This window comes from Pseudoduganella sp. UC29_71, assembly GCF_042693265.1.
Classification (GTDB): Bacteria; Pseudomonadota; Gammaproteobacteria; order Burkholderiales; family Burkholderiaceae_D; genus Rugamonas.
Genome location: NZ_CP170549.1, coordinates 3,084,132 through 3,096,662 on the forward strand (window position 1 = coordinate 3,084,132; position 12,531 = coordinate 3,096,662).

11 protein-coding genes are annotated in these 12,531 nt (G+C 56.8%); 5 read left to right on the plus strand and 6 right to left on the minus strand.

The window, feature by feature from the left end; all coding sequences use genetic code 11:
* Positions 1-238 precede the first annotated feature (238 nt).
* From ACFJI2_RS13520 to ACFJI2_RS13535, 4 genes are all read right to left on the minus strand, one after another.
* The gene (locus ACFJI2_RS13520; protein ID WP_377705488.1) at positions 239-2,053 is read right to left on the minus strand and encodes an NADH:ubiquinone reductase (Na(+)-transporting) subunit F; all 1,815 of its coding nucleotides are present in this window, start codon (positions 2,051-2,053) and stop codon (positions 239-241) included.
* Positions 2,050-2,742, minus strand: a complete 693-nt coding sequence (locus ACFJI2_RS13525) for a PepSY domain-containing protein (protein ID WP_377705489.1) — start codon at positions 2,740-2,742, stop codon at positions 2,050-2,052. The genes ACFJI2_RS13520 and ACFJI2_RS13525 overlap by 4 nt, the downstream gene beginning before the upstream one ends.
* A gap of 59 nt (positions 2,743-2,801) precedes the next feature.
* On the minus strand, positions 2,802-5,507 hold the full coding sequence (locus ACFJI2_RS13530; protein ID WP_377705490.1) for a TonB-dependent receptor domain-containing protein: 2,706 nt from the start codon (positions 5,505-5,507) through the stop codon (positions 2,802-2,804).
* Between the two features lie 150 nt (positions 5,508-5,657).
* Positions 5,658-6,038: a hypothetical protein gene (locus ACFJI2_RS13535; RefSeq protein ID WP_377705491.1), complete on the minus strand. Its 381-nt coding sequence runs from the start codon at positions 6,036-6,038 to the stop codon at positions 5,658-5,660.
* 307 nt (positions 6,039-6,345) lie between these two features.
* Between ACFJI2_RS13535 and ACFJI2_RS13540 the strand changes: the two genes are divergently transcribed.
* The 3 genes from ACFJI2_RS13540 to ACFJI2_RS13550 all read left to right on the plus strand — a co-directional run bounded on the left by ACFJI2_RS13540 (position 6,346) and on the right by ACFJI2_RS13550 (position 9,197).
* Positions 6,346-6,978 (plus strand): DUF305 domain-containing protein, encoded by a 633-nt coding sequence (locus tag ACFJI2_RS13540; protein ID WP_377705492.1) that lies wholly within the window; start codon positions 6,346-6,348, stop codon positions 6,976-6,978.
* A 135-nt stretch (positions 6,979-7,113) separates the two neighbouring features.
* A complete protein-coding gene (locus tag ACFJI2_RS13545; RefSeq protein WP_377705493.1) occupies positions 7,114-7,785 on the plus strand; it encodes a heavy metal response regulator transcription factor in 672 nt (223 codons plus the stop codon).
* Between the two features lie 23 nt (positions 7,786-7,808).
* Complete coding sequence (locus tag ACFJI2_RS13550) at positions 7,809-9,197, plus strand: heavy metal sensor histidine kinase (RefSeq protein WP_377705831.1); 1,389 nt, start codon at positions 7,809-7,811, stop codon at positions 9,195-9,197.
* A 13-nt stretch (positions 9,198-9,210) separates the two neighbouring features.
* On the opposite strand, the gene ACFJI2_RS13555 is transcribed toward ACFJI2_RS13550, so the two are convergent.
* Entirely contained in the window at positions 9,211-10,500 is a 1,290-nt protein-coding gene (locus tag ACFJI2_RS13555; protein WP_377705494.1) for a type II restriction endonuclease, read from the minus strand.
* A gap of 228 nt (positions 10,501-10,728) precedes the next feature.
* On the opposite strand from ACFJI2_RS13555, the gene ACFJI2_RS13560 reads away from it, so the two are divergent.
* On the plus strand, positions 10,729-11,073 hold the full coding sequence (locus tag ACFJI2_RS13560) for a CzcE family metal-binding protein (RefSeq protein WP_377705495.1): 345 nt from the start codon (positions 10,729-10,731) through the stop codon (positions 11,071-11,073).
* A 38-nt stretch (positions 11,074-11,111) separates the two neighbouring features.
* Here ACFJI2_RS13560 and ACFJI2_RS13565 read toward each other — a convergent pair whose 3' ends face one another.
* A complete protein-coding gene (locus tag ACFJI2_RS13565; RefSeq protein WP_377705496.1) occupies positions 11,112-11,540 on the minus strand; it encodes a YybH family protein in 429 nt (142 codons plus the stop codon).
* A 646-nt stretch (positions 11,541-12,186) separates the two neighbouring features.
* Here ACFJI2_RS13565 and ACFJI2_RS13570 point away from each other — a divergent pair.
* Positions 12,187-12,531 carry a hypothetical protein gene (locus ACFJI2_RS13570; protein WP_377705497.1) on the plus strand — a complete coding sequence of 115 codons (345 nt, stop codon included), beginning with the start codon at positions 12,187-12,189 and terminating at the stop codon, positions 12,529-12,531.

Below are 12,531 nucleotides of genomic sequence, written 5' to 3' on the forward strand. Positions count from 1 at the left end.
CGATGCAGTGATACTGGTCACCGTAGTGATAAACCCGGCACGCTATGGGGCAACGAACCAGACAAGCTTGCCCGTCGCGCCAACTGCCTAGACATTGGAGTCCTGAATAATCACTAAGATCGTTACACCTTTGGTTTCTTGCAGTATTGCCTTTTGAAAAAACTGCGGAGCAGAGTCCGGCGTACGTTTTGACTGACACACCGTACGTCCGCCCCGCAGGCCGATGTCATGCTAATTTTTATATCTTGAAATCATCAAACGCAACCTTGCGCACGCCGAAGTCTGCCAACATTTTGCGTGTAGCGGCAAGCATCTGCGGCGGCCCGCAGACGTAAAAGTCACAATCCCGCAGATGCGGATGCTTTGCAAGCAGCTCACGCTGCACCACCTCGTGCACCATGCCGTGTCCCGCTTCGCCGCTTTCTGACAGCACCACACGCCAATCGAAATTCGAGTATTGCGCCGCCAGCGTCCGCATCTCCTCTTCATAAGGAACGTCACGGCCGCTACGAGCCCCATACCAGAAATGAATCGTCTCCGATGCCGCGCCATCAAGCAAGGAAAGGATCATGGCACGCAGCGGCGCCATGCCTGCCCCCCCACCGATAAAGATTTTCTCGGTCTTGCCGGGGCGTAGAGCGAACTCGCCGAAGGGGCCATTGAACGAAACGGTGTCGCCGGACTTCAGCGAGTAGATGTACGAAGAGCCTCGCCCGGGCGCATGGCCGGCATCTGTGCTACCTGGTGAAAAGCGCACCAGCAAATGAAGTCTGCCGTCTGCGCGCACCACAGGCATTGATAGCGAATATGAGCGACGAACCGGCTGCGAGGAGCGCAATATGGAAGGCAGGCGCAAGCCGTGCCATTCGGCGCGGTGATGCTCTGGGAGGTGCAAGTGCTCGCGCGCGAGCTTATAGCGCGGAATGTGCAGTTGGATGTACGAGCCTGGCCGGAACTCAGCGCCGGCCCTGGATTCCGGCACAAGGACGATTTCGCGCAGATACGGCGTTACAGCAGTCACGCTCTCCACCGTGGCGCTGGAAGCCCCGACAATCGCCGCACCATTAGCAACCGCCACCCGTAGATTGCCGTTAACTTCGAGGCTGCAGGCAAGGCGGTAGCCATCTCGTAGGCGCGCTGGAGCAATGTGCTCGCGATCTGCGCTGGTCGGCGCTGGCGGATTACGACCGATCCTTACCTCGCACAGCCCACAGCTCTGACCACCGCCGCAGTTCGATGGCAAATTCATCCCGGCGCGAGCCAGGGCGAGGTAGACCGTGTCACCTTCGAAAGAAGGCGCAGTGGCCAGGGCTCTGCCCGCGCCGTCGACGACTTCCACCTCCCGCACCGGCAGCCATCGGCGCGGAATGAATTCGCGCAGGCGGAAACTCGTTGCAAGCAGCCAGATGCCGGACAGTGCCATCCAGACACCTCCAACTGCGGCCATTACCACCAGCGAATTGTTGAAGTCCTCGCGCCCGCTGTAATCCATGACGTGCAGCATCCACGCCAGGTCGAACCAACGCCACAGATCGTTGCGCCGTTCAAGCACTTTGGCATCCACGCTGGACAGATACAAGGTGGTGCCTTCGGCATCGGCGAAATCAACGCGCCAGACCGGGCCTACATGCCGGCGAGCTTCCAGGCCGGGTGAGTCGAGCAATTTTGGAGTGCCTGGAGGGGCTGTTCCTCGGTAGTCTGCCTTGGCGGCGGCAAGCACGTCCGCGACGGCTACTTGCACTGGCTTACCGGTCGCCGCGTCCACCAGCCAACCATTCCCTTCGTGGCTTAACTTGTAAACCGGCCGCACACCCAGCCAGCCGGTTTCAAGCAAGTCGGCAGGACGGCCCGCAGCGGCGAGCACGTCAGAAGGTGCCTGCAGGCCATTTAACGGCCAAAGGCGTTCCGCAGGCACTGGTGCTCGCCGCGCCGCACCCGTCACGGCGTGATGGTCGAACAGGCTCATCATAAGGCCGCTGGCCAGCCACAGCAGAAACTGGACTCCGACCAACAAGCCTACCCATTTGTGTAACTTGCGGAGCATCGGTGTCATGCGGTGGCCCTCCGACGGAAGCTGAACCACAATAGCCAGATGCCGCTGAAGGCGAACAGCGTGCCCGCAGTGGCGGCTACCCGCAGCAGGTTGTTGTTGATATTGTCTCGGGTGTCGTAATCCATGATGTGCAGCATCCACAGAAAATCAAAAATGCGCCACAGCGTGTGCCGCTTGGCGACCAGATCTCCGGTCGAGGGGGAGATATACAGCGTGGTTCCGTTGCCATCGCTGAACTCCGCGCGCCACAGCGGCCCTTTGCGCTTGGCGACCTCGCCCGGTAGTTCGGTCAGCAACTGGAGCCGCTCCAGCTCACCTTCTCCCTGGTAATACGACAAGGCGAGCGCGCGTACAGCTTTCTCGTCCAAAGGCGCCAAGCGCTGGCCGGTCCGGGCGTTCACCAGTGCCACGCCGTCTGCATAGCGAACTTGGTAAAGCTCGCTGCCTTGCGACTGCTTTAGACGAAAGCCGGTTACCCCGGCATATGGGCTTGTGATCTGGGTCGGCGAAGCGGCCAACTCAGCAGGGCGCAGCTCGCCCTCTTCCAGGTGCGCCAAATGGTCACCATGGATAATCTCAATCGAGATGGCAGTCATATACAGACCGCTCACCATCCAAAGAAGCGCCTGTAGCCCGACCAGCAAGCCAAGCCACTTGTGCAGGCGACGCGACCAAAATGCAGGTTTCATAGTTATCCTCGTGTTGCGTTAATATGCGGGCCACACTGTTGCGTGCGGCCCGCATTGGCTTACATGCGATATATCAGCTTGGCGTACCAGCGTCTGCCCAGCAGGTCGTAAGTCATCGTATCGGTGTTCGCGTCTGTCCAGCTCTGGATAAACGGCGGCTTCTTGTCCCACAGATTGTCGATGCCGAAGGACACGCTGGTGTTCTTGCTCAGCGCGTATTTAAGCTGCGCGTTGTGATACGTGACCGCAGGTGCGTGGTCTCCGATGTCGCCTGGCGAAGCGTTGATGTCACGCGCCTTGCCGGTGTACTGCAAGCTGTACGAACCCGACCAGACTCCGTTGACGACTGTCAGCGTGTCGAACGAGCGCCACTTCGTAAAGCTGCCGCGCCCGCCAGTGATTTTGCCAGCATACGAGAGCACTTCGCCGCCGGGGAATGGCGTGACGTCGAAGTTGCGCAAGTATGTTGCCTCGCCATTGAACGTGACGCGCGTGGAGCCCACCCGCATCGTGTACAGCGCTCCCAGATCAATGCCCGACATGCTTTCATTGGCTGCGTTGGAAGGCTGTGCCGACAGGAAGTCTACCTCGCCGGTCAGCCGATTTCGGGTTTGATGGGCACTGCTGCAAAACGGGTGGCTAAGGCCAACGGATTCGTAGCAGGCGCGCAGTTTGGTCGAACCATCCACCGTGGAGATGGAATTCTCGATGCGGTAGCGGAAGTAGTCCAGCGTGAGCACCAGGTCGCGCGCAAACTGCGGCGTCCAGACCACCCCCGCCGTGAGCGTTTTCGCTTTCTCGGGCTGCAAGCGGCTGTTGCCGCCGGTGGTGGTCAGGATGGTGTTGCCAAGCTGAGTGTAGCCGGCCGGCACGCCAGCGGCACGGCAGTTCTGGCTCAGTACCGATGACGCGGGCAAGGCGCTCCAGCCGCTGCAAGGATCTGTCGTGGTCAAGTTGCCCTCGGCGTTGCCGCCATACAGTTCCGGGATGTTCGGAATGCGGAACGCCGTGGAGTAGTTGGTGCGCAGCTTGAACGAGGGTGCTACCTGCCAGTCCAGACCGACTTTGTAGCTCGTGTTCGAACCGAACATTTGGTACTTGGAGTAGCGCACCGCCGTGTTGAAGTCCAACGACTGTGCCAGCCAATGGTTTGCCAGCAGGGGAATGCCCGCCTCCGCGAAAACTTCCTTGGCGTCGTACTCGCCGGCAATCGGCGTTTGCTGGTTGGTGTTGCTGATGCCCAGCACGGTCAACTGGTCGGGGTCCAGCCAGCCCTTGTCCTTGCGGATCTCGATGCCGGTGGCGAAGCCGACGGTCCCGGCCGGCATTTGCCACAGCTTGCCGTGCAGGTTGGCGCTCGCGCTCTTTTGTTCATTACCACCATGGTCGCGGATCGGCCCCATGATATAGCTCAGCACCTGTGGCGTGAGATCTCCGTAGCCGAGGTAGTCACCGCAGGGAATCGCGGCACCGGCCGCCTTGCCGCAAACGGCGGTGTTCAGGGTCTGGTCGACACGGTCTAGGTTGGCGACATTGGAGGTCGCCGCCACGCCTGTATTGCGGCCATAGTTAACGGCGGCATTCCAGTCCCAATGTTCGCCCAGGCGCCCCTCCAACCCGAGTACCAGGCGTGCCGTGTTGACTTCTTGGCTGAAAACGCGCGGTCCAGCCTCCAGCAATCGGCGGCGCTGCAGCAGCAGGCTTTGTCCGGTCGGGTTGGTGGGATGGTTCGCCGCAATGTTTATTGGACGGTACACACCCAGCGCGCCGGGCGTGGCCAACTGCTCCGACTGGCGGTTGGTGTACAGGACTTCGGTGAACAAACGCAATTCGTCATTGATCGCCAGATTGCCGAAAGTGCTGAAGCTGATGCGCTTGATCGGGTTGACCGCATTCAGGTACGGGTTGCTGTTGAAGTTGTGTTTGGCACCGTTGTAGCGTTCGTAAAAATTGCCATTGCCGCCGAGTGTCTGGTTGAAGTTCACGCGGGACCCGTCGGCCAGTACAGCACGGCCGCCGATGGTCGAGGAGCTTCCTACGCATTCGAGCTTGCCGTTGGCTTCGCCTAACCCGCACGGGGCGCGGCTGGCCATGTTGACGGTACCGCTTTGCGAGTAGTCCAGCGCCGTCATCAAATAGCCGCGCTCGCCGCTGATGCCCCAGGCGACATTGGCCGCCTTCTCGCGGCTGTCGCTCCGGCTGGTCTGGCCATAACGGGTCTGCAATTCGAGCCCGTTGAAGTCCTTGCGTGTAATCAGGTTGACGACACCGGCCACGGCGTCGGCGCCGTAGATGGCCGACGCGCCGTCCTTGAGCACTTCCATGCGCTGGATCATGGCGACCGGGATCATGTTCAGATCCACAGAGCTGTTTGCGCCCGTGCCGCCGCTGACGACGCGACGGCCATTGATCAGCACAAGAGTACGGTTCGCTCCAAGCCCCCGCAGGTTTACTTGCGTCGTACCATAACCGTTCTCGGCCCAATAGGCATTGGTCTGGTTGCCGGCGAAGCCCGCCGACGACGACATGCGCTGCAACAGTGTCTCCACTGAGGTGGCGCCGGAGCGCTCGATTGCGTCCTTATCAATCACTGTGACAGCACCGATACCGGTCATCATTGACCGGTTGGTGCTGATGTGGCTGCCGGTCACGACCACGGTGGCCGTCTGCTTACTATCCGGGTTGGCTGGGGTGACGTCAGCATTCTGCGCTAAAGTAGGCAGGCTGGTGGTGACGGACAAAATTGCACTGATTGCCAGTGCCATAGGCTTGCGTTTCAAATACATCGGAAATCCTTTCAGGTGCTGGGACCGTAGCGAAATACGCCGCTCGAATTGGTGGGCCAAGACGAAGCGGACGTCGCAGGCACGACAGCATCGCCAACAAATTGGCGCTGCGCTGACGTACGTGCGGACTTAACCGAAGATATTGCGAGGGGGGCGTTCTATGCCGTCCGGTATGAAACCAGAGACAAGGGAGAGATTAGAGGACAGGTGAACTTCAGTGCGATCGTGCGGAGTGCGCGACACAAGAACCGGCGGTACGATGGCACCACCCAGGCAGCAGTCCACGCAGGTGCCGCAAGCCGAGTCTCCGTGCTGCGCAGCCTTTTCGGCCGCGATGGTATTGCCGATGTTGGCATGCTTCTTCGCCACGCGCACCTTCACGCGGTGCTGAGATGTCTTGCCATGGCGCGTTTCCCCTGCTGCCTGCCGCGCATGGCTGGGTGGACATGTCTGTTGCACGACGGACGCCAGCGCTTGCACGGGCAAGGCGGCGATCATCAAATACAGCAACAGTAGCTTTAGCAATCGAACCATGGACCAAGTCTAGCATGAGCAATCTGACAAATAGGGCCGGCAAGCGGTGATGGCAGTCTGAGGAAGTGGTTGAAACGCGCAAATTGTCGTTTATTTCCCACATATCAGTCCACGCGCAGCCCTTCGCGGACCTGCGCTGGAGGATCGGTGAACGGGGGCTGGCGGTCTCGGCAAGAACACTCAGGTGGTACACCCAAACGCAATGCGCGCCGCAAATATGAGCGTTAGGGTAACTTACATCAGCAACCATTTCGTTGCATCACATGTAAGAAAGGGATGAATCGTGAAAAATCACATACTGGCAATCTCATTGGGATGTTTAGTTTGTTCGACGGCCGTTTGGGCGCAGGACAAAGCAGAGATGAAGCCCAACGCGCCTATAGCTATGAGTTCGGCCAGTACGCACATGGACGACTCGAGCATGATGAGTTCAAAAGACGCATCAAAGGCACCGTACGACCTGCAGTTTTTGGACACCATGGGGATGCATCACCAGAGTGCGGTGGAGATGGCTAAGCTAGCCGAAGACCGTTCTGAACACGCTGAACTGAAGGCTATGTCGAAGAAGATAATTTCTGATCAGCAGGGTGAGATATCGCAAATGAAGTCGTGGCGGGAACAGTGGTATCCGGGTAAGAGCCAGGCAATGAACATGGAAATGCCCGGCATGATGGATTCCATGAAGGGAATGTCGATGCCCAAGCTAGCCGCCAGCAAGGGCAAAGAATTTGACTCGATGTTCTTAGATATGATGATTAAGCACCATTCCGGCGCGGTCAAAATGGCGAAATCAGCGGAAGCGAAAGCACAGCACCAAGAAATAAAGGACTTATCCAAAAAAATGGTTTCGGCCCAGCAGGATGAAATCGCACAGATGAAAAAATGGAAGGTGCAGTGGAAGCTTGCTGGTAGCTGACCGGCCATTTCTGACACGAATGTAATCTTGGCGTTAGGCTGGCGTCATTTTTCCAATGTAGACTGACCCCAGGGCGCTGGTGGCATTTTGCCATCTGGGTGGAATGGGCCCGGTCTCTTGCAGCGGGAAAGTGATATGAGATTATTGGTAGTGGAAGACGAGCAGAAGGCCGGTGAGTACATTCAAAAGGGGCTCACGGAGTCAGGCTTCGTCGTTGACTGGGCAAAGACTGGCCCCGAAGGACTTCATGCGGCCACCACAGCTCACTATGACCTCATAGTGCTTGATGTCATGCTCCCAGGCTTGGACGGTTGGCAAATCGTGACCGAGCTGCGCAAGACAGTAGAAACACCGGTTCTTTTCTTAACTGCGCGAGACGCGCTCGACGACCGAATCAAGGGTCTCGAACTTGGGGCCGATGACTACCTGGTCAAGCCTTTCGCGTTCGCAGAACTCCTTATACGCATTCGAACGCTCTTACGTCGGGGCCCTATCAAGGAAGCTGAAGTACTTCAAATCGGCGACTTGGAGATTGATGTCCCCAAACGTAGAGTGACGCGTGCCGGCAATCGAATTGATTTGACGGCTAAGGAGTTTGCACTTCTTCACCTCATGTCGAAACGAGTTGGACAGGTTCTGTCACGACCGCTCATTGCATCTCAAGTCTGGGACATGAACTTCGATAGTGACACCAATGTCGTCGACGTTGCAGTTCGAAGACTGCGCGCAAAGATTGATGACCCATTTCCTGCAAAGCTGATTCACACAATCCGGAGCATGGGCTATGTTCTGGAAGACAGAGGATGAGTAGGTCCGGCCGTTCTCTTACCATGCAGCTTGGCGCTCTGTTCGCATGTGTGGCTGTCATGGTATTTTCGGCAGTCGGATTTTACTTGTACCAAGCACTTGCCACACAGCTGCAAGAACGCGACGACACAGACTTGGTTGGAAGGGTCCTACAAATCAGGCACCTATTGGAGGAGACTTCAAGCCTAGAGTCCATTCGCAACGAGCCTCACCGTTTTCTCGATGCTGTGGACACTCGCCGAGGACTGCTCATCGTCATGCAAACCCAAGATGGGCGTCTGCTGATGCAAAACACCGAAGAGCAGTCTTTTGTTCCAAACGGTAGTCAACTGCCCGCTGACGCAGAGCCATCACCGGCTGATACGAAGCCTGTAGAACTAGCCAATGGTATCCGGCTTCGCGTCATTGTCGCGCAAGGTATGGTTGGTTCCACCGGTAAGATAGTTAGTATCGCAATCGCTCGGACCGCAGAAGACCGCGCTGCCCTACTTTCGGCCTATCGTAAAAAAGTAATGACCGCAGTTTTTGCGGGGGCCGCCTTGACCGCATTACTGGGATTCTTGCTAGTCCGTCAGGGCCTGCATAAGGTGAGCGCTTTGGCTGCCCAAGCTCAACAAGTGACGGCTCACAATTTGGAAATGCGCTTGAATGTAGATTCGGCACCAGAGGAGCTCAGAGTACTGGCCAATTCGTTTAACGAAGTACTCGACCGATTGCAGAGCAGCTTCAACAACCTGTCTCAATTTGCCGATGACCTTGCACATGATTTGCGCACGCCGTTGAACAATTTGATGGTGCAAACTGAAGTGGCCTTCTCACAGCCTCGGGAGTCAGAGGAATACCAAAACCTTCTGTCGTCCAATTACGAGGAGTTTGGGAGGTTGGCGAGGATGGTGGAGAGTATGCTGTTCTTGGCTCGTGCTGACCATGACCAGATTGCTCTGACGACTGAGCGACTGGATACTGCGACCGAGTTGGCGCGGATTGCGGAGTATTTTGAAGGACCGGCATCGGAGGCAGGTATTTCTTTCGATATCGTTGCGACGGGGGTGGTGCTCGCCGATGCTCACCTTTTGAGGCGGGCCGTGAGCAATTTGGTGGCGAACGCTGTTCGATACACGCCTCGCGGCGGCGTTATCGCGATGGAGGCTAATCAAATGGCAGACGGAGTCATGATATCGGTGAGTAATCCCGGGCCGGGTATCGAGGCGGAGCATTTGCCCCGCTTGTTTGACAGGTTCTATCGTTCTGACAGGTCCAGATCTTCGCAGTCATCGTCTGCCGGATTAGGGCTTGCAATCGTGAAGTCCATTATGAGCCTGCATGGAGGGCGCGCAAGTGTTGAGAGCGAGCGCGGCGGACTGACACAGTTCTCGTTGTTGTTCCCTGGGCCGGGAGGCGGGCTTCACTAGCTGCAAGATCCGTTCAGCTGTTCAAAGATTTTGAGATGGCGAGGATTGCTTTTTCTCCGTTTCCAAATCGCGCAATGGCGTCCCGATTCTTCGATAGCTCACCATATCCGATATACCGCACATTCAGCTCTTTGACGCGTGAGAACGCGGGCCGCGCAAACTGCGCTCGAACATCGGCTTCACGCGCATCAGGTGCCACTAGGAAGAACGTTGAGCCTTCATGTTCCGGGACACCGAGTGCCAAGTCGAGCATGCGCACGATTCCAGAGTAGATACTGGTGCTGTGCTCGACTTCGAAGGCCATTGCTATTTTCCCAGTGACCGGATCGAGCCAAAGCACATCAATGAGAGCGATAGTGTCGTGAGCGCTGCTGGCACGTATAGCCGCCGGCAGCTCGGTCAAACACCCGTGGCCAAGGCGCCCATCTCCATACGGTCGGCCCTTGTCGTTGCTTGCAATCCAAACCTGAAAGCCCAAGGACGTTCCCAAATCTCGCAGCCACCCTTGAATCTGTGTATGGCTTTGGTCATTCTCGGAAGCGGCCACGCGGGCTTTATGTGCAGCCGCACTCTCTTCATGAACTTTGGCGAGGTCGGCCTCCCAATCAACTGAAACTGCATTGGTCGCACCAATCGAGTATCGCCCAGAGCCGATATCGAAGAGAAATCCTGCTACAGCGCCCAAGTCGTTCGACAACCACTTTCTGTGCATCGTATTAAATTCAATGACGCGCTCTCGCATTGCCAGGTATTCGTTCCAACGCCCCAGTTTCACGTTCGCCCCAAAAAACGCATTGAAGCCTTTCACGATAGCTGTATTGTTGGGCGGGACCACGGTGGGGTGCAAGAAATAAAGCAGGTTGGCGCAAGCGGGGCCCAGGCCCTTTATTTGATGCGAGTCGAGTTTTCGAACCGCCTCCACAACCTCGACGTCGGTACTGCAGCACAAGCAGGTATCGAGAAACTGAGCGAACGCCATCTGATTACTGCGGTCCTCGTATATGTCGGGAATACGAAGTTTCGGCTTCCATAGAAAGGCGTGGTCGGCACCCTTGAAAATTTGGCGTTGCTCTGCGATGGAGTGCACGACCGTCTCTAATGAGGAACCCCGATAGGCGCTACCAAACGTGTCGTCGCGAATCTCTTTCACGACGGCGTGGAGTCCACGCCGAATTGAGCGGAAATTTTTCAGACGTTCCTCCCAGAGGAACCAGCTGCGGTAGGTGGCGGCGGAATCAGCTTTCCATTGTTCGATGAGGAGCTGCTGTTCTTTTAAGGTAGGCGCTGAGACGTCGAGGTTCAAATGGACTCCAAAAAAACTAAAAAAGAAGAGGTGCTTGCCTGGCATTCTAGCCCAGTACGCGGCACCGCTGGCGTAGTGCTTTACCGCTGGCAATCAGCGAACATTTGGCAAGAAAGGCTGTAATGTAAATGTAATGTTCGGGTCATTCGGGTGTGCGGGTTGGCTCCGTAGAATAGCTTCATCGCCTTCACAAACGCAGCAACCCGAACCCAAGAAAAGGACCGAATCATGCAATCCATCAAAAACAAAATCGCAGCAATTTTCGTCGTAGCTTCGCTGGCCCCGCTCGCTGCAATGGCTCACCAAGGTGAGATGCACACCAATCCGGCATTCGGCAGCGCAGCCCCGGCCCCAGCTGCTACGCGCACCGTGGTGATTTCGGCGGCGACCAAAGCCGTCAATGTCGACAAGGGTGATGTCGTGACCTTCGAGCTGGAGGGTAAGACCTTCACTTGGCAGTTCGACACGCTGCGTGACAGCGATCGCTTCGAGCTCTCCGCCATTGCGCCTGAAGGTGTGAACACCCACGGTGTACGCGTGTACGTAGCGCCGAATCCTCTCTATCGTAACTAAGTTTCGCTCCGCTGGCGGTATGCCGCCAGCGTTGCAAATCACTTCGACTTACGGGACGACCAATGGATGTGAACGATGACCCATTTTTCGCCCTGCTTTTCGAGAAGTGCGGTCTCTGTGCCGAATAGATGAACACTGTTGCCCTTGTATTTCCCGGTCGTTTCGGTCTCTTGCATGACTACCGCGAGTTTGCCATCGATGCGTTCGCTTTGCTTGAGCACCTTATTTTTAGTCGCCTTCGCGAACTCGATATCGGCCTTGAGATGGTGGCCGGTATATTCTTCGCGGGAGCGTTCGACGTAGCCGGATTCGTAAATTTGAATCTCGGGGCTGAGTAGTGCCCCCACTTGCTCAGATTTCCCAGTCGAAAGCGCCTCATGGAATTCTGCTACCGTCTCCGTAGGAGTTGCAGCGAAAAGAGGGGCGCTGATGACGGATAAAACGAGCAGGGAAATAGGCAGGCGCATGATGTCTCCAGAAGTAGTTTTAAAATGTTGAAACAGTGCAATTTAATCAGTAGCAACCCATTGTTGCAAGGCTGATGCAAAGAATGTTGTGGCCTAGTGGAATTCGCTTGACCTTCCTCTAGTAGGAAGGTGTAGCCTATCAAACTTGGCATTCTACGAACGTCTGAGGTACCATTTCAAGTCTTATGCGCATATTCGTCCGTTACCTGCTCTGGCTTCTGATAGCAGCCCTCCCGTTGCAAGGGGGAGCCGTTGCTTTGATGTCGTGCAATCCAGGTTCCGAACAAACTCACTCGTCGTCGCATCAAGGAGACGAGAGCGCCATTGAGGCTCATGCCGACTCGCATCACGGACATTGTGACGAGGATGGATCAGACCACGCAGGAGCCCAACATGGCAAATGTAGCCATTGCGCAAGCTGCTGCGTGGGTGCAGCAGCTCCCCCGGCCATCCCGTCTGAGGTATTGCCGACCACGTTCTCCACTTTCGCCACTGTCGCAGTCGAGCCTGCGATGACTGCTTACATCCCCGCCACTCTCGAGCGCCCGCCTCGTCGTCACTCCTAAAAATCGCTGAAGTTGCGGATTAACGTCCGCCTCGCCAGGGGGCAATGTCTCCAGGTGCCAGTACATTTTTGAGGACAATCATGAAACGCTTTCGCCTACTGCTTCTTGCAGTGGTCAGCGCGCCTATGGCTATCTACGCCGAGCCCGTTCGAGTATCGACGGCTGTGACAGATGCCAACGCCGCAGTATCACCGCCGCAATATCAATCTGCCTTCACTAATTACAAACCAGCTGTGGAACCTACGGCGTCACCGGACAAGTTGTGGGTTAAGGCCAATAAGGACGTTTCCGGCCAAGCTGAACATGGTTCGCACGATGGCTCGTCAATGCAGATGGCGCCAACGCCAAAGGAGTCCGCCAAGCCTGCCGAGGCTCCCGTTGCGGACCCACACAAGGGTCATCACATGAATAAGAAGGGGCAATGA